This window comes from Sandaracinobacter neustonicus (assembly GCF_006385875.1).
Classification (GTDB): Bacteria; Pseudomonadota; Alphaproteobacteria; order Sphingomonadales; family Sphingomonadaceae; genus Sandaracinobacteroides; species Sandaracinobacteroides neustonicus.
Map to the genome: position 1 here is coordinate 1 of NZ_VFSU01000028.1, position 25223 is coordinate 25223.

25 protein-coding genes are annotated in these 25223 nt (G+C 66.2%); 10 read left to right on the forward strand and 15 right to left on the reverse strand.

The features are described 5' to 3' along the window. Nucleotides 1-343 precede the first annotated feature (343 nt). From FJQ54_RS11515 to FJQ54_RS11530, 4 genes are all read right to left on the reverse strand, one after another. Nucleotides 344-2014 carry an N-acyl-D-amino-acid deacylase family protein gene (locus tag FJQ54_RS11515; protein WP_140928568.1) on the reverse strand — a complete coding sequence of 557 codons (1671 nt, stop codon included), beginning with the start codon at nt 2012-2014 and terminating at the stop codon, nt 344-346. A gap of 72 nt (nt 2015-2086) precedes the next feature. Then, complete coding sequence (locus tag FJQ54_RS11520) at nt 2087-2899, reverse strand: acyl-CoA thioesterase (RefSeq protein ID WP_235890430.1); 813 nt, start codon at nt 2897-2899, stop codon at nt 2087-2089. A 44-nt stretch (nt 2900-2943) separates the two neighbouring features. Further along, on the reverse strand, nt 2944-3744 hold the full coding sequence (locus tag FJQ54_RS11525) for a TrmH family RNA methyltransferase (RefSeq protein ID WP_140928569.1): 801 nt from the start codon (nt 3742-3744) through the stop codon (nt 2944-2946). A gap of 9 nt (nt 3745-3753) precedes the next feature. Next, nucleotides 3754-4371 carry a DNA-3-methyladenine glycosylase family protein gene (locus tag FJQ54_RS11530; protein WP_140928570.1) on the reverse strand — a complete coding sequence of 206 codons (618 nt, stop codon included), beginning with the start codon at nt 4369-4371 and terminating at the stop codon, nt 3754-3756. Nucleotides 4372-4466: 95 nt separating this feature from the next. Here FJQ54_RS11530 and FJQ54_RS11535 point away from each other — a divergent pair, with 95 nt between their 5' ends. Continuing rightward, nucleotides 4467-4784 (forward strand): 2Fe-2S iron-sulfur cluster-binding protein, encoded by a 318-nt coding sequence (locus FJQ54_RS11535; RefSeq protein WP_140928571.1) that lies wholly within the window; start codon nt 4467-4469, stop codon nt 4782-4784. Between the two features lie 624 nt (nt 4785-5408). Here the strand turns inward: FJQ54_RS11535 and FJQ54_RS11540 are convergent. Both FJQ54_RS11540 and FJQ54_RS11545 read right to left on the reverse strand, forming a co-directional pair. Then, the gene (locus FJQ54_RS11540; RefSeq protein WP_140928572.1) at nt 5409-5777 is read right to left on the reverse strand and encodes a VOC family protein; all 369 of its coding nucleotides are present in this window, start codon (nt 5775-5777) and stop codon (nt 5409-5411) included. Between the two features lie 55 nt (nt 5778-5832). Continuing rightward, complete coding sequence (locus FJQ54_RS11545) at nt 5833-6273, reverse strand: MmcB family DNA repair protein (RefSeq protein ID WP_328592178.1); 441 nt, start codon at nt 6271-6273, stop codon at nt 5833-5835. Nucleotides 6274-6293: 20 nt separating this feature from the next. Here FJQ54_RS11545 and FJQ54_RS11550 point away from each other — a divergent pair, with 20 nt between their 5' ends. Both FJQ54_RS11550 and ftsH read left to right on the forward strand, forming a co-directional pair. Beyond that, a complete protein-coding gene (locus FJQ54_RS11550; protein ID WP_140928574.1) occupies nt 6294-6971 on the forward strand; it encodes a DJ-1/PfpI family protein in 678 nt (225 codons plus the stop codon). 141 nt (nt 6972-7112) lie between these two features. Next, the gene (gene ftsH, locus FJQ54_RS11555) at nt 7113-9062 is read left to right on the forward strand and encodes an ATP-dependent zinc metalloprotease FtsH (protein ID WP_140928575.1); all 1950 of its coding nucleotides are present in this window, start codon (nt 7113-7115) and stop codon (nt 9060-9062) included. Nucleotides 9063-9105: 43 nt separating this feature from the next. On the opposite strand, the gene FJQ54_RS11560 is transcribed toward ftsH, so the two are convergent. Continuing rightward, on the reverse strand, nt 9106-9978 hold the full coding sequence (locus FJQ54_RS11560) for an SDR family oxidoreductase (protein ID WP_140928576.1): 873 nt from the start codon (nt 9976-9978) through the stop codon (nt 9106-9108). Between the two features lie 104 nt (nt 9979-10082). On the opposite strand from FJQ54_RS11560, the gene FJQ54_RS11565 reads away from it, so the two are divergent. Then, nucleotides 10083-10556 (forward strand): winged helix-turn-helix transcriptional regulator, encoded by a 474-nt coding sequence (locus tag FJQ54_RS11565; protein WP_140928577.1) that lies wholly within the window; start codon nt 10083-10085, stop codon nt 10554-10556. On the opposite strand, the gene FJQ54_RS11570 is transcribed toward FJQ54_RS11565, so the two are convergent. Next, the gene (locus tag FJQ54_RS11570) at nt 10484-11680 is read right to left on the reverse strand and encodes a BaiN/RdsA family NAD(P)/FAD-dependent oxidoreductase (RefSeq protein WP_140928578.1); all 1197 of its coding nucleotides are present in this window, start codon (nt 11678-11680) and stop codon (nt 10484-10486) included. The genes FJQ54_RS11565 and FJQ54_RS11570 overlap by 73 nt on opposite strands. A 589-nt stretch (nt 11681-12269) precedes the next feature. Here FJQ54_RS11570 and FJQ54_RS11575 point away from each other — a divergent pair. Both FJQ54_RS11575 and FJQ54_RS11580 read left to right on the forward strand, forming a co-directional pair. Continuing rightward, the gene (locus tag FJQ54_RS11575) at nt 12270-13781 is read left to right on the forward strand and encodes an acetyl-CoA acetyltransferase (protein ID WP_140928579.1); all 1512 of its coding nucleotides are present in this window, start codon (nt 12270-12272) and stop codon (nt 13779-13781) included. A gap of 169 nt (nt 13782-13950) precedes the next feature. After that, a complete protein-coding gene (locus FJQ54_RS11580; RefSeq protein WP_235890431.1) occupies nt 13951-15114 on the forward strand; it encodes a serine hydrolase domain-containing protein in 1164 nt (387 codons plus the stop codon). A 518-nt stretch (nt 15115-15632) separates the two neighbouring features. Here FJQ54_RS11580 and FJQ54_RS11585 read toward each other — a convergent pair. Genes FJQ54_RS11585 through FJQ54_RS11600 form a run of 4 tightly spaced genes read right to left on the reverse strand, consistent with a single transcriptional unit; the run spans nt 15633 to nt 19482 of the window. After that, a complete protein-coding gene (locus tag FJQ54_RS11585; RefSeq protein WP_140928580.1) occupies nt 15633-16169 on the reverse strand; it encodes a YbjN domain-containing protein in 537 nt (178 codons plus the stop codon). Beyond that, entirely contained in the window at nt 16151-16600 is a 450-nt protein-coding gene (locus tag FJQ54_RS11590) for a DNA polymerase III subunit chi (protein WP_181160121.1), read from the reverse strand. The genes FJQ54_RS11585 and FJQ54_RS11590 overlap by 19 nt, the downstream gene beginning before the upstream one ends. 2 nt (nt 16601-16602) lie before the next feature. Further along, complete coding sequence (locus FJQ54_RS11595) at nt 16603-18111, reverse strand: leucyl aminopeptidase (protein ID WP_140928582.1); 1509 nt, start codon at nt 18109-18111, stop codon at nt 16603-16605. Nucleotides 18112-18141: 30 nt separating this feature from the next. Further along, on the reverse strand, nt 18142-19482 hold the full coding sequence (locus FJQ54_RS11600) for a dihydroorotase (RefSeq protein WP_140928583.1): 1341 nt from the start codon (nt 19480-19482) through the stop codon (nt 18142-18144). Between the two features lie 304 nt (nt 19483-19786). Between FJQ54_RS11600 and ygfZ the strand changes: the two genes are divergently transcribed. Further along, nucleotides 19787-20548, forward strand: a complete 762-nt coding sequence (gene ygfZ / locus FJQ54_RS11605) for a CAF17-like 4Fe-4S cluster assembly/insertion protein YgfZ (RefSeq protein WP_235890432.1) — start codon at nt 19787-19789, stop codon at nt 20546-20548. Between the two features lie 56 nt (nt 20549-20604). Continuing rightward, nucleotides 20605-21207, forward strand: coding sequence for a tetratricopeptide repeat protein (locus FJQ54_RS11610; RefSeq protein ID WP_140928585.1), 603 nt, complete (start codon nt 20605-20607; stop codon nt 21205-21207). A 13-nt stretch (nt 21208-21220) separates the two neighbouring features. Here the strand turns inward: FJQ54_RS11610 and FJQ54_RS11615 are convergent, their stop codons facing one another. After that, nucleotides 21221-22099, reverse strand: coding sequence for an HpcH/HpaI aldolase/citrate lyase family protein (locus FJQ54_RS11615; RefSeq protein ID WP_140928586.1), 879 nt, complete (start codon nt 22097-22099; stop codon nt 21221-21223). A gap of 80 nt (nt 22100-22179) precedes the next feature. Here FJQ54_RS11615 and FJQ54_RS11620 point away from each other — a divergent pair, with 80 nt between their 5' ends. Together FJQ54_RS11620 and FJQ54_RS11625 are read left to right on the forward strand one after the other, a co-directional pair. Beyond that, nucleotides 22180-23139 (forward strand): SPFH domain-containing protein, encoded by a 960-nt coding sequence (locus tag FJQ54_RS11620; protein WP_207790415.1) that lies wholly within the window; start codon nt 22180-22182, stop codon nt 23137-23139. Beyond that, entirely contained in the window at nt 23139-23612 is a 474-nt protein-coding gene (locus tag FJQ54_RS11625) for an NfeD family protein (RefSeq protein WP_140928587.1), read from the forward strand. The genes FJQ54_RS11620 and FJQ54_RS11625 overlap by 1 nt, the downstream gene beginning before the upstream one ends. Here the strand turns inward: FJQ54_RS11625 and FJQ54_RS11630 are convergent. Both FJQ54_RS11630 and FJQ54_RS11635 read right to left on the reverse strand, forming a co-directional pair. Further along, complete coding sequence (locus tag FJQ54_RS11630; protein WP_140928588.1) at nt 23562-24338, reverse strand: precorrin-2 dehydrogenase/sirohydrochlorin ferrochelatase family protein; 777 nt, start codon at nt 24336-24338, stop codon at nt 23562-23564. The genes FJQ54_RS11625 and FJQ54_RS11630 overlap by 51 nt on opposite strands. Continuing rightward, entirely contained in the window at nt 24338-25207 is an 870-nt protein-coding gene (locus FJQ54_RS11635) for a UTP--glucose-1-phosphate uridylyltransferase (protein ID WP_140928733.1), read from the reverse strand. Before FJQ54_RS11635 ends, FJQ54_RS11630 begins: the two co-directional genes overlap by 1 nt. Nucleotides 25208-25223: the final 16 nt, after the last annotated feature.

The following is a 25223-nucleotide window of genomic DNA, read 5'->3' on the forward strand; positions in this document are numbered from 1 at the left end:
CCACCCACAAACCCACCGCCGCCCCAACCCACTCTCCAACCCGCTCAGGCTGAGCTTGTCGAAGCCCCCGAAGCAAAAGCGCAACGGCTAAGCTCGCAGTCATGCCACATGGGGCTTCGACAAGCTCAGCCTGAGCGGGGGGAGGGGTAATGGGAGACTGCCCCAAAGCGCCGCAGGCAATAACTTCCAACCTAGCGCCAAGCGGATAGCCCCCACCCCAACCCCTCCCCTACAGGGGAGGGGCTCAGAAAAAGTTCGGGGGTGCAGGGGCGTCACGCCCCTGCCGGGTGGTGGGCAGAGCCCGCCCCGCCGGAGGCCTCAACTTCTCAGCTCAACCCACAGCTCACACACATTTCCCAAACCCCGGGCCCTTCACGAACCGCCCCGGCTTGGCACCGGTATGTTCGCCGTCTTTCAGCACCTGCACGCCGTTCACCCACACATGGTTCACGCCGGTGGAATATTGCTTCGGCTTCTGGAAGGTGGCGTGGTCTTGGATGGTGGCCGGGTCGAACACCACCACGTCGGCGAACATGCCGGGTTTCAGCGTGCCGCGATCACTGATTTTCAGTTGCTTGGCGGGCAGGCCGGACAGGCGGTGGATGGCGCTTTCCAGCGTGTCGACCTTTCGGTCGCGCACATAATAGCCAAGGAACCGCGCGACATTGCCATAGGCGCGCGGGTGGTCCGAATTTTCAAGGAACACACCTTCGATGGCGGGCGCGCCCGCGTCTGAGCCGATGGTGACCCATGGCAGCCCGGCGAAGCGTTCCACATTTTTCGGGGAGATCATGAAATAGGCGGTGCCGACCCGGCTTTCATCCTCGATCACAAGGTCGATGATGGTGTCTTCCGGGCTGGTGCCGCGCATCGCGGCCACTTCAGCCAGCGTCTTGCCCACAAGGTGGCGCAGCTTCGGGTTGCGGAAATCCACCAGCAGCAGCTTGGAGGCGTCTCCGGCCTGTTGATAGAGGCTTTCCCAGCCCACGGCGGGCGCGCGCATTTCGGCGAGCACGCGCTTGCGGATTTCCGGGTCTTTCAGCCGCTTCACCCAGGCTTCGTCGCCGCCCGCCTGCACCCATGTGGGCATGGAGGCGTCGAGGCCGGTGGCTCCCGCTTCGTAGAGATACATGTCGGCGCGGATATCCAGCCCCTGCGCCTTCGCGTCGGCGATCTGCTTCAGGATGGCGTCAGCCTTGCCCCAATTGTCTTTGCCGGAGATTTTCAGGTGATAGATTTCGGCGGGAGCGCCGCTTTCGCGGGCGATGGTGATCAGCTCGTCGATGGCGGCTTCGATCCCCGGCCCTTCGGAGCGCATATGGCTAATATAGCTGCCGCCGCACTTGCCGGCCGCCTTCATCAGCGCGATCAGTTCGGGGGTTTCGGCATAGCTGGCGGGCGCATAGATCAGGCTGGAGCCGACCCCCATCGCCCCTTCGTTCATCGCTTGCGTTACCAGCTTCTGCATCCGCACCAGCTGCTCGGGCGTCGGGTCCACATCATCCGCGCCCAGTTCGTGGATGCGCACCGTGGTCGCGCCCACATAGCTGGCGACGTTGGGGGACACGCCTTTGGTTTCCAGATGTGTCAGATACTCGCCCAGCGTTGTCCACGGCACATCGAACTTCAGGGTGGATTGACTGCGGATCATCTCGTCGCGCATGGCCGGGGTCAGCGGGCCCATGGTCCAGCCTTCGCCCATCACTTCCAGCGTGACACCCTGCTTCAGGTCAGACATGCCGCGCCCGTCCACCAGCAGGCTCTGTGTCGCCCAGCTCAGCATGTTCACAAAGCCCGGCGCGATGGCCTGCCCCTTCGCATCCACCGTGCGCTTGGCGGCGGGGGCCTTGCCCTTGCCGGTGGCGGCGATCCTGTCGCCGTCGATCGCCACCCAGCCCTTGAAGCCCGGCGCGCCGGTGCCATCGAACACCATGCCGTTCTGGATCACCAGATCATGGGCGGCCATCGCCGGGGTTGCAGCCAGAACCGTCGCCAGAAGGAAGATCGCGCGCATCGTCACCCCTTTTTGCCAATTTTCAGATTGGGCAAATCGTGGCACGATCAGGATCGTTGCACAAGCGGCAGTTCAATCCCACAGTCGCAGGATCAGGCTCTGGCTCGCGGTGGCGATCAGTTCGCCAGTCTGCGCGAAGATATGCATGCGGCCATGCGCGAAACCGTTCGCCACGCCGTGAATCTGCACGTCGCACAGCAGCCAGTCGGTTTCCACCATGCGGTGAAAGCGGATGGAATTGTCGAGGCTGTTGCCGCCCGCGTCGCGGCCTAAAGACGGCCCCACGCCGGATGGCACATAATCCGCCACCATGCACACGAACGCGGTATCGATGGGTTGCCCGGCGGGAAAAAGGGCGGGGTTGGGGCGCGCCCACAGGATCGTGTGGCCATCCGGCGCGAGGCCGCCGCCGCTTCGGGGGCCGTGCATCGCGCCATGGGCGATGCGGAAATCGAGGCGGCCGTGGATATCGTCCGGGTGGCGGCCACTCCACAGCTGGCGCGGCGGGCAGTCCTCCGGCGGGGCCACGCGCGGGGCCAGAGTCCATTGCCCGCGCTCGGGCAGGTCGCGGCGGCCCAGCGCCGAAATCACCGTCAGCACCTCGCGCCCGCCGGTCGTCGCGGTCACCCGCGCTTGGCTCACCTGATTGCCGCGCACCCGCTCGTCCACGCGGAAGGTCACCGTTTCGCCGGGGCGGGCATAGCTTTCATATTGCGCGGTTGCCCAGACGGCCGGGCGGCCCGTCACCTGCTCCAGCGCCGTCAGCCCGGCACCCAGCCCCACGCCGCCGAACATGAACAGCCGATCCGCCGGGCCGACGGAAATGGGCGGGGTCACCTCCAGTTCGAAGGCGGTGTCGGAAACGGGCTTCAGATCAATCCACATAAGGCTGGATTAGCGCGCGACGGCCGCCCGCGCACCCCGGCGCTTCAGCCAGCCTCCTGCGCGTAAAGCGCTTCATATAACAACAGTGTGCCCGCCATCGCCACGTTCAAACTGTCCGCCTTGCCGCGCATCGGCATGATCACCAGCTGATCGCATTCGGCCATCAGCGCCTCTGGCAGGCCCTGCGCCTCGTTGCCCACCAGCAGCAGGGCGGGCGGCGCATAGCTGGCGGCGCGGTAATCCATCGCGCGCGGGTCCAGCGCTGCCCCCGTCAGCACCGCGCCATGCTTCGCCTTCCACGCCAGCAGTTCGGCGGTGGAGGCGGTCACGCAGGGCACGGTGAAAAAGGCTCCCATGCTGGCGCGCACGGCCTCCACGCTGGTCGGGTCGGCGCTGTCGTCCAGCAGGATCAGCGCGCCCGCGCCGGTGGCATCGCAGGCGCGCAGCAAGGTGCCCAGGTTGCCGGGATCGCGCAGCCGTTCCGCCACCAGCGTCCGTGGCCCCGGCACCAGATCGGCCAGCGCCAGCGTGCGCGGTTCATAAGCAGCGGCCACCGCCTGCGGATTGTCTTTGCCGGTAACACCAGAGAGCAGATCGGGCGTGGTTTCGATCACCTGCCCGCCACTGGATAAGGTGGCCTGCACCAGCCGCCGCACCAGCGGATGATCGCCCTTGCCCTCGGCAAAAACCAGCACCTTCGGGGTCCAGCCCGCATCCAGCGCCTCGGTGCAGATGCGCAGGCCCTCGGCCAGAAACAGCCCTTCGACGCGGCGGTATTTCTTCTCGCGCAGGCTGCGCAGCCGCTTCAGCGTGGCGTTGGAGGCAGAAGTGACGGTGGTGATCATGCGCCGTGCTTAAAGCGGCGGCGCGTTATAGCAATGCCACAGGAACAGCGCCGCCGTGCCGCGATGCGGCCGCCAGCCCTCCGCCAGCGTGCGCAGCGCCTTTTCCGATGGCCGCTCGCCCGCCAGAAACAGCCGCCCGGCCTGCACCTGCACCGCCAGATCCCCGGCCGGAAACACGTCTCCGCGCCCCTCCGCGAACAGCAGGTAAATCTCCGCAGACCAGCGCCCCAGCCCCTTCACGGAGGAGAGCAGCCGGATCGCCTCCTCGTCATCTTGCGGCAGCGCACCCAGCGGCAGGGAACCATCCAGCACATGCCCGGCAAGGCTGTGCACATAGCTGGCCTTCATCCGCGACAAGCCCGCCGCGCGAAGCTCCTCCGGGCTGGCCAGCAGCATCCGCGCGGGATCGTGCAGATCGCCCACCTGCGCTTCCAGCTTGCGCCAGATGCTGGCGGCGGCAGCGGTGGAGACCTGCTGGCTGACGATGGCGCGCAGCAGCGTTTCATAGCCCGGTTCACGGATTCGCGGCTCCGGCAGGCCGTGGCGCGATGCCGCATCGGCAAAGCGCGAATCCTGCTTGCCCAGCGCGCTAACCGCCTCGGCGATCCTGTCTGCCGTCAATCCCACAAAAGCCTCCCTGTTTCACATGTCTTGCGCATGCCGCCTCCCGCGCTAATAGGCACGCAGACCGTGGGGGTCACGGTCAAAACCGGAGCATCGGAATGCCAACGCTGATTGTCGTGGACCGCAAGGGCAATGAAAAGGCCGTCACCGGCGAGGCCGGACTGTCGGTGATGGAAGTCATCCGCGACAATGGCTTCGATGAACTGCTCGCGCTGTGCGGCGGCTCCTGCTCCTGCGCCACCTGCCATGTCTATGTCGACGCAGACTGGACCGCCAAAGTGGGCGGCCCGCACGAAGACGAGGCAGACCTGCTGGACAGCTCCGACCACCGCAACGACAGCTCGCGCCTGTCCTGCCAGATTCAGTTCAGCGACGAACTGGACGGCTTGAAGGTGGTGATCGCCCCCGAGGATTGAGGCTGGCGTCAGCGGGTTTCTCCTGATCGGTTCTGGTGGGTCGGAAAGCATGCCTCCGGCGGCGATTTTTTTGCCTCCGGCGGGCAGGGAAATGATTTCCCTGCACCCTCAAAATTTGTGTTGCGGTCCAACTCCAGCATCGTGGACGTGATCAGCTTCGATTGCCTGCGGCGCTACGCAAACTCTCTCTCCCCTCAAGGGGAGAGAGTTGGAGAGAGGGGAGCAACGCCGGGTCAAACACACCACCCTACTCACCCGCTCAGCCTGAGCTTGTCGAAGGCCTCCGAGCAAATCCACCGACCTCCCCACAACCAGATGGTCACCCCGGACTTGATCCGGGGTCCAGCTGTTCTTCTGCGACGTTGGAGAAGAAAGCGAGGCCCCGGATCAAGTCCGGGGCGGCGCTTTGGAGAGCGCAGGACGCTCTCCAAAGCGCCGCAGGCAATAAACCCCCAGCCTCGCGCCCGGCGGATGGCCCCCACCCCAACCCCTCCCCTGCAGGGGAGGGGCTAAGAAAAGGTCCGGGGGTGCAGGGGCGTCACGCCCCTGCCGGGTGCCGGGCAGAGCCCGGCCCGCCGGAGGCAACTCCAGCCCACGGGAAGCTAACCCCGCCATCCGCACCCATCACCCCATCACAAACGCGTTCAGCTTGTTCCCATCCGGATCGCGGAAATACCCGGCGTAAAAGCTATCGCCGCGCGGCCCCGGGGGGCCTTCGCAGCTGCCGCCGTTCGCGAGCGCGATTTCGTGCAGTCGGTGCACCTGATCCTTGTCTTTCGCTTCTAGCGCCACCATCACGCCATTGCCCACGGTGGCGGCGTTGCCGTCGAAGGGTTTTGTCAGCCCGATTCCCGCGCCGCCGGCGGGTTTGCCCCATGCGATGAACCCATCATAATCCATCATGCGCGGCACGCCCATTTCGGCGGCGATCGCGTCATAGAAAACCGCCGCCCGCTGAAGGTCGTTGGTGCCTAGCGTCACATATCCGATCATACCGATTCTCCCCTGAAACTGAATGGAACATAATGGGAACAATTCCGACTGTCCATCAGCGTTTCCAGAACCCCTCAAACCCCGGATCCAGCCCTTTCAGCGCCCGCTCGGCTCCGGCGCGGGCAAAGGCCAACGTCACCGCCTTGCGCCGAGCGGGGGCCAGCTTCGCCTCGCAGGCCTCGCGCACCCACAGCGCCTCGTGCCGGTCCGCCACCAGCAGGCCGCAGGCGTCTGGCGCGAAGCGTTCATCTTCCAGATGCCCGGCAAGGTCGGCGGGCACCGCCCAGGCGAAGCGGTCGCAATAGTCCCGGTAATGGTGCCATTTGCGGTCCCCCTTCAGGTCCGCGGCTGAGACTTTGATCTCCACGATCAGGATATCCCCCGTGCGGGAGATCGCCATGATGTCGGCGCGGTGCCCGTCCGCCAACGTCACCTCCGGCAGCGGAGACCAGCCTTGCAGCCACAGCAGCCGCGACGTACCGCGAACCACGTCCACGCTTGTGATCGGAGAGATCAATGCCGCAACCCTATCGCATCGGCTTCCTGCTGTGGCCCGGCCTTACACAGCTGGATATGACCGGCCCGGCGCAAGTGCTGTCGCGCATGCCCGGCGCGGAGTTGCACTTCGCGTGGAAAACGCTTCAGCCCGTCCCCAGCGATTGCGGCCTGCCGCTTGTGCCCACGGTCACACTCGAAGATTGCCCTCCGCTGGATATGCTGTGCGTGCCCGGCGGCACCCCCTTCGTGCCGGTGATGCAGGACGCAGAGGTAATGGGCTGGCTGCGGAAGCAGGCGGCGACGGCAGACCTTGTCACCAGCGTCTGCACCGGATCGCTGATTCTTGCCGCCGCCGGGCTGCTGAAGGGCTATCGCGCGGGCTGCCATTGGGCCGCCGGGCACCAGCTGCCGCTGTTCGGCGCAGCGTTTGTGGCGGAGCGCGTAGTGGAAGATCGCAACCGCATCACCGCAGGCGGCGTCACCAGTGGCATCGATTTCGCCTTCCGCATCATCGAACGCAAGTTCGGCCGGGACATGGCAGAGGCGATCCAGCTGGCGCTGGAATATGATCCGCAGCCCATCGCCGCCGGAACGCCCGCGAAGGCCCGGCCGGAGATTCTGGCGCAGGTGAAGGCGCAGATGGCCGCCCGCAACGCGCAACGCGAAGCCGAGATCGAGAGGCTGGCACAAATTTGAACCGCGAATCTTGCGCATGTGTTCATCTTATGTTCCAATCGCGCCAAGGTCCATAGACGGAGCCAATGTGATCAATCGATTCATCCGAATTGCGCAGCCGCGCGGCGCACCCTACATTGCAGGCTCCAGGAAAGGGTCTTGATGTCCGACAATAATCGCAAGCCGCCGTCTCCGCTGGTCCGAAATGTCCTGATGTGGGCGGGCATTTTGCTTGCGCTCGTGCTGCTGGTGCAGCTGTTTCAGGGGCCGTCCGAACGCCGGAGCGGCGGCGAGGAAATCGCCTATTCGGACTTCCTGTCCAAGGTCGATTCCGGGCAGGTGAAAGAGGCGGCGATCGCCGGACGCCAGATCAGCGGCAAGCTGTCGAACGATCAGGAATTCCGCACCTACAACCCCGGCGACATGCAGCTGATCGAGCGGCTGCGCGCCAAGAATGTGAAGTTCGATGCCGTCCCGGAAGAGCGCCCCAGCCTGTTGCAGCAGGTGATCGTCGGCGCGCTGCCCTTCCTCATCATGATCGGCATCTGGATCTTCTTCATGCGGCAGATGCAGAACGGGCAGGGCCGTGGCGCGATGGGCTTCGGCAAGTCCCGCGCGAAGCTGCTGACGGAAAAGCATGGCCGTGTGACCTTCGATGACGTCGCCGGGATCGACGAAGCGCGCGAGGAACTTCAGGAGATCGTGGACTTCCTGAAAGACCCGTCGAAATTCCACCGCCTCGGCGGCAAGATTCCGAAGGGCGCGCTGCTGGTCGGCCCGCCCGGCACCGGGAAAACCCTGCTGGCCCGCGCCATCGCAGGCGAAGCGAATGTGCCCTTCTTCACCATCTCCGGCTCGGATTTCGTGGAGATGTTCGTCGGCGTCGGCGCGAGCCGCGTGCGCGACATGTTCGAACAGGCGAAGAAAAACGCGCCCTGCATCATCTTCATCGACGAAATCGACGCCGTTGGCCGCCATCGTGGTGCAGGCCTCGGCGGCGGCAATGACGAACGCGAGCAGACGCTGAACCAGCTGCTGGTGGAGATGGACGGTTTTGATGCCAATGAAGGCATCATCATCGTTGCCGCCACCAACCGGCCCGACGTGCTGGACCCGGCGCTGCTGCGCCCGGGCCGGTTCGATCGGCAGATCACCGTGGGCCGCCCCGACATCGAAGGCCGGGTGCGCATCCTGCAGGTGCATATGCGCAAAGTCCCGTTGGCGCAGGATGTGGACGCCCGCACCATAGCGCGCGGCACGCCGGGCTTCTCCGGCGCCGATCTCGCCAATCTCGTGAACGAGGCGGCGCTGCTCGCCGCCCGCCGCTCCAAGCGCCTCGTCGGCATGTCCGAGTTCGAGGATGCCAAGGACAAGGTGATGATGGGCGTGGAGCGCAAGTCCATGGTCATGACCGAGGACGAGAAGAAGCTGACCGCCTATCACGAAGCCGGCCACGCCGTGGTTTCCCTGCACGAGCAGGCGTCGGACCCGATCCACAAGGCCACCATTATCCCGCGCGGCCGTGCGCTGGGCATGGTGATGCGCCTGCCTGAACGGGACAGCTATTCGTTCCACCGCGACAAGATGTACGCCAACCTCTCGGTGGCGATGGGCGGCCGGGTGGCGGAAGAATTGATCTTCGGCCATGACAAGGTGACGTCCGGCGCGTCGTCCGACATCCAGATGGCGACCAATCTCGCCAAGGCGATGGTCACGCAATGGGGCATGTCGGATATCCTCGGCCCGCTGCAATACACAGAAAATCAGGAAGAAGTGTTCCTGGGCCACAGCGTCAGCCGCCAGCAGAATGTCTCGGAAAAAACCGCCGAGCTGATCGACAGCGAAGTGAAGCGGCTGGTGGTGGGCGGCTATGACCGCGCCAAACAACTGCTGACGGACCATGCCGACGAGCTGGAAGCGGTGGCGCAGGCGCTGCTGGAATATGAAACCCTTTCCGGCGACGAGATCATCAAAGTGATCAAGGGCGAACATATCGACCGCCCGGATTCCGCCGAGAAACTCCCGCCGCTTGGCGCGGGCGGCGTCTCGGGCCTGCCCAAGGCCGGCCGCCGCCGCGGCTCCGGGCTGGGCGATATCGCCCCGCAGGCGTAATCGGATTGAGGGGGCCTTGCGGCCCCCTCTTTCCCGTCTGGGGTTATTTCGTCTTCAGTGCGGTGGCGATGCTCTGAGCAATCGGCACCGTGGCGCGGCCGATCAGCTTCGACAGCGCATGGCCGTCATCGAACAGCGCGCCGTTCGCGGCACCGGCATCCGAATCCGCCAGCAACTCAGCCAGCGGCACGGGCAGGCCCGCCCCGATCAGCGCGCCCTGATAATCGGCTTGCGGCAGGTTGACATACGGAATGTCGCGCCCCGTCTGGCTGGACAGTTCGGCCGCGAATTCGCCCAGCGTATAGGCGCTGTCCCCGGCCAGTTCATGCACCGTCAGCGCGCTTTCGTCGCCCGCCAGTGCCACGGCGGCGGCTTCGGCATAATCAGCGCGCGGGGCGCTGGCGATCCGGCCTTCGCCCGCCGCGCCATAGAGCGTGCCATTGGCCAGCGCAGCCGGGATACCAGCGGTGTAATTCTCGCTATACCAGCCGTTGCGCAACAGGCTGACATTCAGGCCGCTGGCAGCCAGCAGCGCTTCTGTCTGTCGATGCTCCTCGGCCAGCTCCAGCGCAGACCTGTCGGCGTTCAGCACGCTGGTATAGGCGATGTGCGCAACGCCCGCCGCCTTCGCCGCCTCGATCACATTGCGGTGCTGCGCCACCCGGCTGCCCAGCGCGTTCGAGGAGATCAGCAGCAGCCGCTCCACCCCGGCCAGCGTGGCGGGCAGCGTTTCGGGCTTCTCATAATCGCCGCTGCGGACGGCAACGCCCGCCGGAAACAGCCCGGTGGCCCTCGCCGGATCGCGCACGATGGCCACCACATTGGCCGCGCCCACGCGGGCCGCCAGCGCGGGAACGATCAACCGGCCCAGCTCGCCGCTGGCACCGGTTACGGCATATTTGGGGGAAGATGTCATCTCGGTCTCCAGTCTCTGTTGTTTACTAGGTCTCAAATAGAGACTAAAGAAGATCAAGAAAAGACGGCACCTCGCTGTCACCAGGTTACCACGGAGTGCCCATCATGAGCGCGCATCGAATATTGGGGGATCGTTTCGCAGGCTGGCAAAAGCTAGCGTTGGATTCCAGCCAATGCCCCGTTCGCAACCTGCTGGACCGGATCGGCGATCGCTGGTCTCTGCTGATCCTCTGCGCTCTGGCGGCGGAGCCGCGCCGCTTCAGCGCGCTGGCGCGGGACGTGCCAGACATTTCGAAGCGGATGCTCACGCAAACGCTGCGCACGCTGGAAACAGACGGGCTGGTTCATCGCGAGGTGGAGCCGAGCATCCCGCCCAAGGTCACCTATTCGCTCACACCGCTGGGCCAGAGCTTCGCCGGGCCCATGCTGGGCCTGATCGATTGGGCGGAAGCGAATTTCGCGCAAGTGCAGGCAGCACGCCTGCGCTTCGCCGAAGCGGCCCGAACCTACTCCGCCAGCCTCTCCGCAATCGCCTCGCCCGCCGCAAAGCCGCTCGCCCACGCCCATTGGAAATTGTAGCCGCCCAGCCAGCCCGTCACATCCACCGCCTCGCCGATGCAATAGAGCCCCGGCACCCGCTTCGCCTCCATCGTGCGCTGCGAAAGCCCGTCCGTCGCGATTCCGCCCACCGTCACTTCCGCCTTGGCGAACCCCTCTGTCCCGTTCGGCCGGAACGCCCAGTCGCCCAGCCGCCGCTCCGCCGCCTGCAACGCCGCATCCTTCGCCCCGTGCAACTCGCCGATCCCCAGCCGCTCTGCCAGCACATCCGCCAGCCGTTGCGGCAGCATCTCCGCCAGCGCCGAGCGCAACGCCGCCCTCGGCCGCTCCCGCTTCGCCGCCAGTAACCAGCCCGGCGCGGCATCCGGCAGGAAATCCACCGCAATCGCCTCGCCGGGCTGCCAGTAAGAGGAAATCTGCAAAATCGCCGGGCCAGATAGCCCGCGATGCGTGAACAAGGCCGCCTCGCGAAAAGCCGCGCCACCAGCCCGCGCCACCACGTCAGCCGCCACGCCGGACAATTCGCGGAATAGCGCCTCCTCCCCCGGCAGCGTCAGCGGCACAAGCGCCGGACGCGGCTGCACGATCTTCAGCCCGAACTGCCGCGCCACCCCATAGGCGAAATCCGTCGCCCCCAGCTTGGGAATGGAAGGCCCGCCCGTCGCCAGCACCAGCGCCGGAGCCGCAAACGCGCGCCCGCCCACATCCACCCGGAACCGCCCGTCCGCATGCGCCACGGCCTCTACCGCCTGCCCCAGCGCATAGCTCACGCCCCCAGCCGCGCACTCCTCCAGCAGCATCGCCACGATCTGCCGCGCAGAGCCGTCGCAGAACAGCTGCCCCAGCGTCTTTTCATGCCAGCCAATGCCGTAACGATCGACCAACTCGATAAAATCCGCCGGACGATACCGCCCCAAGGCACTCTTCGCGAAATGCGGATTGGCCGACAAATAGCGCTCTGCCGCCGCCCCAACATTGGTGAAATTGCAGCGCCCGCCCCCCGAAATCAAAATCTTCCGCCCCACCTCCGGCGCATGATCCACCAGCAACACCCGGGCCCCGCGCTGCCCGGCCACCGCGGCACACATCAGCCCCGCCGCACCGCCGCCCAATATGATCGCGTCGTAAGTCTGAGGTTGGTTCATGCGTTGCCCCTAGCCGCAATTTGCCTCCGGCGGGCAGGGAAATGATTTCCCTGCACCCTCGAACTTTGCGTTGCGCCCCAACTTCCACGTCGTGCGGGTGATCAGATTCGATTGCCTGCGGCGCTACGTAGGCTCTCTCTCCCCGTTGGGGAGAGAGATGGAGAGAGATGGAGAGAGGGGGCAACGTGGGGGTCCGATCCACAAGCCTCCCCACCCGCTCAGCCTGAGCTTGTCGAAGGCCCCAGAGCAAGCCCGCCAACGTCATCACACCCACAACCGTCACCCCGGACCTGATCCGGGGTGACGTCATGGTGCTGGAGAGGCGGGGGGGACATGCTCCAAAGCGCCGCAGGCAATAACTCCCAGCCTCGCGCCCGACGGATGGCCCCCACCCCAACCCCTCCCCTGCAGGGGAGGGGCTAAGAGAAACTCCGGGGGTGCAGGGGCGTCACGCCCCTGCCGGGTCCCGGGCAGCGCCCGGGCCGCCGGAGGCCTCCCCCGCCTCCAACATCCCCATCACCCCCCGAAAAAACCGCTAGCTGCCCACGCCCTCCGGCTTCCCCTAACCCTCCGCTCAAGGAGACCCACATTGAGCATCGATCCACGCACCCCCGTTCTTGTCGGCATCGCGCAGAGTGTCGATCGCACCTCGGAACCGGGGCAGGGGCTGTCCCCGCAGGAGATGATGGCGGCGGTGTCGCGCGCGGCGATTGCGGATGCGGGCGGGCAGGGGATTGCGGGCGCGATCGATTGCGTCACCGTGGTGCGGCTGTTTCAGGATTCGGGGTTCGGCGCGCCGTTCGGCAAGCAGAACAACCTGCCATGGGCGGTGGCCAGCCGCATCGGCGCCACGCCGAAGCGCAGCCTTTACGGCCCGGTTGGCGGCAACTCGCCGCAGATGCTGGTGAACCATTTCGCGGAACTGATCACGCAGGGCGACCATGATGTCGTGCTGCTGACAGGGTGTGAGCCGCTGCGCTCGCAGGCCCGCGCACAGAAGGCCGGGCTGAAGCTGGATTGGGCGGAGGAAAGCCCGGAGCCGGCCGAGCAATGGCCGGAAAAGACGACTTACGCCACACCGCATGAAATCCAGCACGGCATCGCCCTGCCAGTGAACATCTACCCGCTGTTCGAAAATGCGCTGGGCGTGCATTACGGCCGCGATCCGCTCGGCCACCGCAGGGCCATCGGCGAACTGATGGCGCGCTTCACGCAGGTGGCGGCGAAGAACCCCTATGCCCAGCTGCCCATCGCCCGCACCGCGGAGGAGATTATCGCGCCAGAGGGGGACAACCGTTATATCGGCTATCCCTACACCAAATATCTGAACGCAAACATGTTCGTGGATCAGGCGGCAGCCCTGCTGCTGATGAGCACGGAAGCGGCGGACCGGCTGGGGGTGCCACAGGACAAGCGCGTTTACCTGCACGGCAACGCCGACACGCATGAGAAGATTCTCGTCACGGAGCGGGTGGATTATCACTCCTCCCCGGCGGTGCGCATCGGTGCGGCCCATGCGCTGAAGCAGGCGGGCATCACGCCCGCCGATCTGGCGCATATGGATATCTACAGCTGCTTCTCCAGCGCGGTGGAGGTGGCGGCGGATGAAATCGGCATCGCGCAGGACGATCCTCGCGGCCTCACGCTGACGGGCGGGCTGCCCTATTTCGGTGGCCCCGGAAACAATTATTCCATGCACGGCATCGCCGAAGTGGCCGCCCGCTGCCGCGCCAACCCCGGTGCCTATGGGCTGGTGTTCGCCAACGGCGGCTTCCTCACGAAACACAGCTTCGGCGTGTGGAGCACCACCCCCAAAGCCTTCAGCCGCACCGATCCGGCCAGCTATCAGCGCGAGATCGACGCCATGCCCAGCCCGGCCCTCATCGAAAAGCCGGAGGGGGAGGGCGTGATCGAGACCTTCACCGTCGTCCACCACAAGGGCGAACCCGCCTTCGCCCTGCTGATCGGCCGACTGGCAGACGGCAGCCGCTTCCTCGCGCAAATCCACGACAACCCCGGCAGCCTGATCGACGTCCCCGTGATTGGCCGTAAGGTGCGGGTAAAGCCGACGGATACGGTGAACATCGCCACCATGGCCTGAGGAAAAGCCCCTCCCGTTGACGCTTCGCGTCAGCTTCGCTTCGAGGGGAGGGGTTGGGGTGGGGGCGCGCCACAGGCACGACCTTGCCGAAATAGCAGGCAGGCCCACTCGCACACCTGCAATCCATCGCCCATAGTCGGCCGCACCGCAGGAATCCGAAGGGGCCGCCATGATCTTCCCGTTGCGTCGCATGGCCCTGTTGCTGGCGCTGGCGCTGGTGCAGCCCGGCGCGGGGATGGCCCGCCCGGCCTCCCACGCAACCGCCACGCAACTCGCCCCCGCCTTCGCCGAGGCGGAGCGCTGGGTCGGCAAGGCCTTCCCCGGCGCGGTGCTGGCGGTGGGGAAGGGCGGGCGCGCGCCGGAGATCAGGGCGTTCGGCCGTATCAGCAGCGCTCCGGACGCGCCGCCGATGCCGGTGGACGCTATCTTCGATCTCGCCTCGCTCACCAAGGTCGTGGCCACCACCACGGCCGCCGCGCTGCTGGTGGATCGCGGCCGGCTCGATCTCGACACGCCCGTGGCTCGCTACCTACCAGAGTTCGGCGGCGCGCCCGGCCATGACGCCATCACCGTGCGCGATCTGCTCGCCCACAGTTCCGGCCTTGCCCCCGAAGGCGAACATTGGCGCAAGGCGCGCTCAAAAGCGGAGATACTGGCCGCCATCAACAGCATGACCGTCGAAGCGCCACCGGGCACGAAATCCGTTTATCGCGACGAAAATCTGATCCTGATGGCGGAGATCATCAGCCGCATCTCCGGCCAGCCATTCGACCGCTTCGTGGCGCGCAACATCTTCCGCCCGCTGGGCATGGCAGACACCGGCTTCAATCCCGCCCCCGCCCTGCTGCCGCGCATTCCCCCCACCGAGCAGGACAACCGCCTGCGCAACCGGCTGGTGCATGGCGAAGTGCATGACGAAAACGCCTATCTGATGGGCGGAGTCGCGGGCCACGCCGGGCTGTTCTCCACCGCCGCCGATCTGTCTCGCCTCGCCCGGCTTTGGCTGAACGGCGGCTCGGCGAACGGCCGCCGCCTGATGAAGCCGCAAACCATCGCGCTGTTCATGGCCCGGCAAAACCGCCCCGAAACCAGCACCCGCGCGCTCGGCTGGGACACGCCCACCCTGCCCGGCGGCTTCGCCTCAGACCTCGCTTCGCCGCGCGCCATCCTCCACACCGGCTTCACCGGCACCTCAATCTACATAGACCCGGACCGCCGCGCCACCATCATCCTGCTCTCCAACCGGGTGAACCCCACGCGGGAGAATGTCGAAATCCGTGCCGCGCGGATCGCTATCCACAAAGCGGTGCTGGAGGCGCTGGACGGGCGGTAGGTTTGCGCGGCGGGGAGTGTGTTTGCGCGCCGCGCGGCCAAGGGCTTTGCCCTTGGAACCCAGCAGGGAAATGATTTCCCTGCACCCTCAACATTTGCGTTGCGCCTGAACTCTCACGTCGTCTGAGTGATCAGATTCAATTGCCTGCGGCGCTACGTGGCTCTCTCCCCCTGCAAGGGGGAGAGTTGGAGAGGGGGTGTCACCGGTCGGCCTGATCCGCAACATCCCCACCAACCACAACCGTCACTCCGGACTTGATCCGGGGTCCAGCTGATCTTCGGCAACGTGGGAGAAGAAAGCGGGGCCCCGGATCAAGTCCGGGGTGACGGGTGGAGAACGCAGGGCGCTCCCCGAAGCGCCGCAGGCCATAAATCCCAACCTCGCGCGCAGCGGATGGCCCCCACCCCAACCCCTCCCCTCGAAGCGAAGCTGACGCGAAGCGTCAACGGGAGGGGCTCAGAAAACTAAGGGGGTGCAGGGGCGTCACGCCCCTGCCGGGGTGAAGGGGCAGGGCCCCTTCATTTCCTCGAAACAGGCACAACCTCAACAATCGGCGGCTTCTTCTCCGCCGCCTCCGCCGCTCGCACCATCTCTACCAGCGCGGTCGCCTGCTGGTCGAACAGGCGGAAGCTGTCGGTGAAGGCGGCCACCGAAATGCCGGGCTTCATCATCGAAAGATCATAGGCGAGGATCGGGTCGCCCTCTTCATCCAGGCTCAGCGTGGCGAAGCGCTTTTCCTGATTGAAGGCGTTCACCTGTTGCAGTGTCAGCTTATGCTCGGTGCCAATGCCCACTTGCAGCCGCACGCCGAGGCAGTCGCTGCCGTCGTCCATGCAATCGAAGAACCAGATGCGCCCGGCGTAGCCGCCGAAGCCGGTGGCGATGCTCGGGTCTCCGGCTTCGTCGGTTTCCAGCAGGCCGGGGCGGCCAAGCTGGCGCACCACTTCGGCGATTTTCGCCGGTTGCGCCGCCGTCAGCAGCGCCGTGTCGGGCACCTCTGCCGCCGCCGCTGGTGCGGCCAGCAGCGCCAGTGCGATCAGCCCCGCTTTTCCCATCCGCCCCGCTCATTCTGTTGCCAATAGCTGCGGGTCAGTTCCTCGCGGCTGCCCAGCGCCTTCCAGTCCAGCCGGGCGCGCTCATGCGCCGGGCTGCCGTCCTCGAACAGGTTCAGCACCCGATCGAAGCCGTCCATCGCGCCGGGCACGCCCGCTTCAAGGCTCAACAACAACTTCGCCCCGTTAACCGGCTCCGCTGTCTCCGACAGCAGGATCGGCTGCTCGCTGTCATACGCGCCACCGGCCAGCGCGTGGGGCAGGAAGCTGTCCGCCACCTGCGTCCACAACGCCTTGTCCAGCGCCTCCAGCCGGGCGCGTTCGCCGACGATCAGCAGCCGCCCGCCGCTTTCCAGTGCCTTGGCACAGAGGCGGACGGCTACCTCCGCCGCAGGTGCGCGGGTGCAGTGATAGAAGCCGATGTCCAGCGCCAAGCTCAGCTCTCGAAGTGATCGGAGACGAACTTGTCCACCAGCCGCACGCCGAAGCCTGTCGCGCCCTTGTCGTGCAGCGCGCCCGCCTTGGGCCGCCACACCGCACCGGCGATGTCGATATGCGCCCACTCCACGCCTTCGTTCACATAGCGTTGCAGGAACTGCGCCGCCGTGATCGAGCCGCCTTCGCGCGGGCCGAGGTTCTTCATGTCGGCGATGGGGCTGTCGATCATCTGGTCATAATGGCCGCCCGGTTCCGACAAAGGCTGGCGCCACACCAGATCGTTCACCGATTTGCCCGCGCGATCCAGATTGCCCCACAGCGTGTCGGAATTGCTGAACACGCCCGCATAATGATGCGCGAGGCTGATGATGATCGCGCCCGTCAGCGTGGCGAAATCGAGGATGACCTTCGGCTTGTAGTTGGTCTGCGTCCAGGTCAGGCAGTCGTTCAGCACCAGCCGCCCTTCGGCGTCGGTGTTCAGCACTTCCACCGTCTGGCCGGACAGGCTCGTCACGATGTCGCCGGGGCGCTGGGCGTTGCCGTCGGGCATATTTTCCACCAGTCCGCACACGCCGACCACGCGCGCCTTCGCCTTGCGCCCGGCCAGCGCCACCATGATTCCGGCCACCGCGCCCGCGCCGCCCATGTCCCACTTCATGTCTTCCATGCCCGCGCCGGGCTTCAGGCTGATGCCGCCGGTGTCGAAGGTGACGCCCTTGCCCACCAGCGCCAGCGGGGTGGCCTTTTCATCCCCGGTGCCGTTCCACTCCATCGCCAGCAGCCGCGCGGGCCGCACAGAGCCTTGCGCCACGCCCAGCATGGAGCCTGCGCCCAGCTTCTTCAGGTCTTTCTCGTCCAGCACCGTCACCTTGATGCCCAGCGGCTCCACCTTGGCCTTCACCCGCGCCACGAAGCTTTCGGGGTAGATGATGTTGCCCGGCTCGGTGATCAGCTCCTTGGCGAAGGCGACCCCGGTGGCGACTGCGGCCAGCCGCTTCACCAGCGGCTTTGCGCCATCGGCCACACCCACCAGCGTGACCTTGGAAAGCTTGCCCTTCTGCTCGTCTTTCAGCTTGGTGCGATAGGTGTCGAAGCGCCAGTTGCGCAGGTCCACGCCGTGCGCGAAGTGGGCTGCGGCCACATCCGTGCCCACGGCCAGATCGGCGATGCCGGAGAAATCCGCCACCAGTTCGGCTTCCAGAGTCTGCACGCGCGCGGCGATTTCGCCGCCCAGATCCTCGAACGTGCGGATGTCGGCCTTGGCGCTTTCGCCGATCCCGGCCAGCAGCACGCGGGCCGCGGAAACGCCCGCAGGCGCGAGCACTTCCAGCAGCTTGCCCTTCTTGCCGCTGAAATTCGCGGCCTTCATGGCGCGGCCCAGCTGGCCGCCGCTCGCCTTGTTCACGGCTTCCGCGCCTGCGGAAAATTGCCCGCCATCGCCCACGAACAGAACAAGGGCGGCGGTGCTTGCCGGATCATATTCGGCCACAAATTTAACGCTGGTCATCTCAGTCTCCCAACCTCTTATGCTCGCAAATTAGCTTCTCAGAGTCTCTTCAAACCGGAACGGTTCGCCCACGGGCGCGGCCGCCAGTTCCTGTTCCCACATCACCGCCTGCCCGCGCAGCACGGTGCCCACAGGGCGGCCCGTCAACTGCATGCCGGTGAAGGGAGACCATCCGCAGCGGCTGGCGAGCCAGCTTTCGTCGATGGTCCATTTTGCCTTCAGGTCGACGATGGTGAAATCGGCGTCATAGCCGGCCACGATGCGGCCCTTGCCAATCAGCCCGAACAGCCGCTGCGGGCCGCTCGCCATCAGGTCCACCAGCCGGGCCAGCGTGAGGCGGCCCTCGGCCACATGGTTCAGCATCAGCGGCACGATGGTCTGCACGCCGGGCATGCCGGACGGGCTTTCGGGATAGGGCTTCGCCTTTTCCTCCAGCGTGTGCGGGGCGTGATCGGACCCCAGCACATCGGGCACGCCTTGCCCCAGCCAGTGCCACAGCCCGTCCACATGCCACTGGCTGCGGATCGGCGGGTTCATCTGCGCCAGCGTGCCAAGGCGGGGATAGGCCTCTTCACCGGCCAGCGTCAGATGCTGCGGCGTCACCTCGCACGAGGCGATGTCCTTGTTCTGCGCGAGAAATTCCAGTTCCTGCGGAGTCGTCACATGCAGCACATGGATTCGCCGCTTCGCCTCCCGCGCCGCCTTCACCGCGCGTTTCGTGGCCAGCAGCGCGCTTTCATCGTCTCGCCAGACGGGGTGGCTGGCGGGATCGCCCGTCACCCGCTCGCCCATGCGATCGCGCATGCGATATTCGTCCTCGCAGTGGATCGCCACGCGGCGGGTGCCATGCTTCAGTACGTTCAGCAGGTTGGAATCGTCCGCCACCAGCAAGTCGCCGGTGGAGGCGCCCATGAAGATTTTCACACCGCAGCAGCCGGGCAGACGCTCCAGCTCGGCCATATGATCGGCGTTCTCGGCGGTCGCGCCCATGTAGAAGGCGTGGTCTGTCCACATCCGGCCCTTCGCGCGGGCCACCTTGTCTGCCATCGCTTCGGGCGTGTCCGTCAGCGGCTTGGTGTTGGGCATTTCGAACAGGCCCGTCACCCCGCCCAGCGCGGCAGAGCGGCTGCCGGATTCCAGATCTTCCTTATATTCCAGCCCGGGCTCGCGGAAATGCACCTGCGTGTCGATCAGGCCGGGCAGGATCATCAGCCCGGTGCAATCGCGCACCTCGCCTGCGGAGCCTGCGCCTCGTGGCAGAATCGCGGCGATCTTGCCGCCGGTCACGCCGATGTCGGCCTCCACCGGGCCGCCCGGAGTCCAGACGGTTCCGTTCGCCCACAGGCTGTCGAAGGTTGAAGCGTTTGCCATCCCCGCTATCTAGGACGTGAACTTATAAATGGAAGGCGTTTTGACGTGGTTTACAGCCCCGAGACGAGTGAGGAAGCGCAGACCAGATACCTGAAGGTATCTGGCAAGCGCACCGAGCGCTGGATCGGGGCTGTAAACCACGCCTTCGGTGGGCCGGGGAAGGGAAATCAAGGTCGTCGCGCCGCTCGCCGGGGGGCAAAGCCCCGCCTTCGCGTCGCGCCAACGCCGATTTCCCTTCCCCGGCCCATCAAAACGCCTTCCATTTATAAGTTCACGTCCTAGGACTGCGATGCCTGTCTGTCACATGATCAATCGCAATATTCTCAGGCTTTCCGGCCCGGATGTTCGCGAATTTCTGCAAGGCCTGCTCACGCAGGATATCGGCGCGCTTTCGCCGGACGCCCCGCAATATGCCGGGCTGCTCAGCCCGCAGGGCAAGGCGCTGTTCCAGTTGTTCCTGTTCGCGGATGCAGACGATGTGCTGATCGACGTGGAGGCCGCGCAGGCGGACGCGCTGGCAAAGCGGCTGACGATGGTCCGGCTGCGCAAGCAGGTGGCGATCGCGCCCGAACTCGCGCTGTCCGTGTGGCAGCAGTGGGGCGAGCCGGGCAATGACCCGCGCACTCCGCTGGCGGGCAGCCGCTTCCTCGCCGCCGAAGCAACCGCAGATGCAACAATGGCGGACTGGCACGCCCACCGCCTGCCGCTTGGCCTGCCGGAAGCAGACGAAATCGGCAGCGACGAGCTGCTGTGGCTGGAAACCAACGCTCGCGAGCTGAATGGCGTCAGCTTCACCAAGGGCTGCTACACGGGGCAGGAAAACACCGCCCGCATGCACCACCGCGACAAGCTGCGGAAACGCCTGCTGCCGCTGCGACTGACGGGGCCAAGCACCCCCGACGCCGCCCTGATGGCGGGCGAACGACAGGCAGGCGAACTGCGCGGAACCCGCCACGGCGATCTGCAGATGGCGATCTTCCGCATGGACTATGCCGATCAGCCGCTCAGCGTGGACGGCGCAGCAGTGGAGTTGATCCGGCCGCAATGGCTCGCCTCCGGAGACTGACGGACTGCTGCTGTTTGGACTTGCCGTGGACGAAGCGTGGGTAGAGGCTGCGGAACATGCGCAAGAACATGATCCTGTGCTGCCTGTTGTTACTGGCAAGCGTGCCCGCCTTCGGGGCAGGCGCGGGTGACGCCGCCGCGCCGGCCGTGGATCATGCCGGGCAGTTGGCCGATCTGCGGAAGGCCGCCGAACGCGGCGATGCGCTGGCGCAGTGGCGTCTGGGGGTTGCCTTCGATACCGGCGACGGGGTGAAGGCCGATCCGGCGGAAGCGGTGAAATGGTTTCAACGTGCGGTGGCGAGCGGCAGCGCTCAGGCGCATGCAAGCATGGCCCTGATGTTTGCGACCGGCCGTGGCGTGCCGGTCGATTTTCAAGCCGCGCGGGATTTGTATCGCAAGGCCGCCGCTATGGGCGAAACACACGGCTTTTACGGTGTCGCTGTCCTTTACGCTCGAGGAGAGGGCGTGCCTCAGGATATGACCGAGGCCATGGCGTGGATGCTGGTGGCGGGCTCGCAGGGGGATGAGCAGGCAACAAAGCTGATAAATTCTGGTGCTTTCGACTCTGTGGACGCCCAAAAGGCGATTCCACGGGCGGAGGCCATCCTGAAGGAGTTCGGGCTTCCGGCCGTGGAATTTCGGTATCAGGACGTCAGGTAGCGGCGGCGGGCCTTCACTCCGTCGCGAACTCCACCGCTTTTTCCGCCAGACCGCCCAGTTCGCCGATCAGTTCGGCGATCTTCAGCGTGCGTTCGGCTTCCACCACGTGCAGCACTTCCACCATCTTGCCCTTGAAGGTGGCCACCGCCTTGCCTTCGGCCATGGCCAGCCGGTGGGCGTCGATCAGGCCGCGTGCATGCGCCACCTCGTCGGGGCTGGGAGCGAACAGGCGGTTCACGCTGTCCAACTGGGCGGGGTGGATGCAGGTCTTGCCGTCGAAGCCCAGTTCCACCGCCTGCCTTGTTTCCCGTTCCAGCCCCGCGTCATCGCCGATGGCCGTGAACACCCCGTCGAAGGCGAGGATGCCGCTGGCGCGCGCGGCCAGCACGATGCGGCTGGCGGCATAGAGCAGCGGCAGCCGATCCGCCCCCGGCCGGGCGCGCAGATCCTTCGTCAGGTCTGCAAAGCCCGCGATCAGCCCGGCGACGCCCGGCACATCGGCGATCGCATCCACCTGCTGCACGCCGCGCGGGGTTTCCACCATGGCGAGCAGCGGCTTGCCGCCCGCCAGCGCCACGGCTTTCGCGGCCTGTTCGGGGCCATCCACCTTGGGCACCACCACGAAGGCGGCTTTGGACCGGGCGGCGGCGGCGAAATCCGCTTCCACCCAATCCGTGCCGAAGCCGTTCACGCGGATGCCCACTTCGCTGCCGCCGAAATCGCCGCCCACCGCCGCCACGGCGGCTTCCCGTGCGGCGGGTTTCATCTCTGGCGCAACGGCGTCCTCAAGGTCCAGAATCACCGAGTCCGCGGGCAAAGTGCGCGCCTTTTCGATGGCGCGCGCGTTGGAGGCGGGAAGATACAAAAGCGTGCGTCTGGGCCTTAAATCCATGAAAAATTCCCTCGTCTCTTTCCTCGCGCGGCGAATCCGAACACTATCTGCACCGATTTGTCACCGGAAAGGTCCATGCGTTGGGAACTTTGATTTTCGCCCTGATCCTTGTGGGGCTGGCCGTGCTCGCCCTGTTCAGCTCCGTCACCATCGTGCGGCAGGGCTATGAATATACGCTGGAACGGCTGGGCAAATACACCACGACCCTGCAACCGGGCTTTTCCCTGATCATCCCCTTCGTGGATCGGGTGGGGCAGCGGATGAACATGATGGAGCAGGTGCTGCCCATCCCCACGCAGGAAATCATCACGCGCGACAATGCGCTGGTTTCGGTGGATGGCGTGGTGTTTTTTCAGGTGCTGGATGCGGCGAAGGCGGCCTATGAAGTCTCCAGCCTGACCACCGCCGTGACGGCGCTGACGCAGACGAACCTGCGCACGGTGATGGGCAGCCTCGATCTGGATGAAAGCCTTTCGAAGCGCGACGAGATCAACGCCCGGCTGCTGACGGTGATCGACCATGCCACCGCCCCATGGGGCATCAAGGTGACGCGGGTGGAGGTGAAGGACATCCAGCCCCCGCGCGACATTCAGGATGCGATGGCGCGGCAGATGAAGGCGGAGCGGGAGAAGCGCGCCGTCACGCTGGAGGCCGAAGGGCAGCGGGCGTCCGCCATCCTGCGCGCCGAAGGGGAGAAGCAGGCGCAGATTCTGGAAGCCGAAGGTCGCCGCGAAGCCGCCTTCCGAGATGCAGAAGCACGCGAACGCGCGGCGGAAGCCGAGGCGGCTGCGACCTCCATGGTGTCCGAAGCGATTGCCAAGGGCGATCTGCAGGCGGTGAATTACTTCATCGCGCAGAAATATGTCGATGCGCTGGGCCAGTTCGCCGGATCGCCCAACGCCAAGACGATCTTCATGCCGCTTGAGGCCAGCAACATCATCGGCTCCGTCGGCGGCATCGCCGAACTGATGAAGACGGTGAACGAGGAGGCGCAGGCCGCCCCCAAGCGGCGGCAAACCGCCCTTAAGGCCGGGGAGTGATGAAGGAGGCGATCCTCGGCTTCCTGTTTTCGCCCTGGGGCTGGCTGTCGGTCGCGGCGGTCGCGGCCGGGCTGGAGATTTTGCTGCCGGGCGCTTCGATGATCTGGCTGGCAGCGGCGGCGGCCGCCACCGGCCTGACCGCGGCGATCTTCAACGTTACACCGGAAGGGCAGTTGGCTGCCTTCGCGGTGTGGATCGTCGCGTCGCTGCTGCTTTCACGCCAGTTGAAACGGCTGCGGCCCATCGGCAGCGACGATCCGGGTCTGAACCGCCCGGCGCTGCGGCTGGCGGGGCGTAAGGCCCTCGTGACGCAGGCGATTTCCGGCGGGCGCGGGCGGGTGAGGCTGGGCGACAGCGAGTGGATCGCCGAAGGGCCGGATGCGCCGGAAGGCGCGCATGTGCGGATCGAAGGCGCGGACGGCTCAATCCTGAAGGTGCGGCTGGAGCGCGATCAGAACGATTCGGCCGGTTGAGCCTTCGGGCGCTTCTGTGCCCACCACCCGCGCGGCGTCGCGCCGGGCCAGCGCCAGCACCTCGGCGGGCACGCCGGGGGCCTGCACCAGCAGATCGGCCTGCGCCAGCAGCCTGAGTTCGCGCAGCGTCAGCGCGTCCGCGCCGCCTTCGTCAATCAGGATCGTGTCGATGCGGTTCTCCGCCTCGCCGCCGCCCGCCAGTGCATTGGTGATCGCCGCCAGCGGATCGCCATGCGGGGCGAACGGGTCCAGCGCTGCGCCGGGGGCCAGCACGCCCGCCCAGAAGGCGCGGCGCGCGGGCACGTCGGGCAGGGCGGCCGCCACAGTTTCGCGCGATTGCCGGATCGCCACCGCCAGCGCGCCGAGGCTGGCTGGCAACAGATGTTCCAGCCGTTCCTTCAGCGCCTTGGACAGGCTGGCCGACGCCCCGCCGGTGCCCACCGCCAGCAGCAGCGGCGTGCGATCGACGATGGCAGGCACGAAAAAATCGCACAGATCGGGCCGGTCCGGCACGTTCACCAGCAGGCCCTTGGCCTTCAAGGCCTCCACCACCGGCTCGGGCGGGTCCAGCGCCACGAAGGCCAGCCGCACCCCCGGCCCGGCTTCCGTCACCACGGTGCCGCCTGCTTCCTCCACCAGCCGCGCCTTGGCGGCGGCGGCTTCCCCCTCGCCCAGCACCAGCACCGGCTGGCCGGAGAGGCGATGGAACAGGGGGAGCGTTTCCATCAGAGGTTCGCGGTCATCCACGCGCGCACGGCCGGGCCGATGTCGGGCCGTTCCAGCGCCAGCGCGATGTTCGCCGTCACATGCCCGGCCTTGTCGCCGCAATCATAGCGCGCACCGGCATAGGTGTGGGCGTGGAAGGGCTGCTTGCCGATCAGCTGCGCCAGCGCATCGGTCAGCTGGATTTCCCCGCCCGCGCCGCGCTTCCCTTCAGACAGGATGTCCATGCACTCCGGCTCGATCAGGTAACGCCCCACGGCCGCCAGCCGCGACGGCGCGGTGCCTTGCTTCGGCTTTTCCACGAAGCCCTTCACCTGTGTGAGCGAACCAGAGGACGCGCCCGGATCGACGATGCCATAGCGGTGCGTTTCGTTTTCCGGCACTTCCACCACGGCGATCACCGTGCCGCCCACTTCGTTGCGGGCGCGCACCATTTGGGCGAGGCAGGGGTCAGCCGGGTTCCACAGCAGTTCGTCCGGCAGCAGCACCGCGAAGGGTTCATCACCCGTGATGTGCCGCGCGCACCACACCGCATGGCCCAGCCCTGCGGGTTCCTGCTGGCGCACATAGGCGATGTTGCCCGGCGTCAGCTGCGTGCCGTCCAGCACTTGCAGCTCGGCGGTTTTCCCGCGCTCCTTCAGCGTGGCGACAAGTTCGCCCGCCACGTCGAAATAATCCTCCAGCGCCGATTTGCCGCGCGCCGTCACGAAGATCATCTGCTCGATCCCGGCAGCCAGCGCTTCGTCCACCGCATATTGCAGCAGCGGCTTGTCCACCACGGGCAGCATTTCCTTCGGCACCGCCTTGGTGGCGGGCAGGAATCGCGTGCCCATGCCGCCGACCGGAAACACCGCCTTCTTCACTGGCTTCATCATCACACTCCCCGTT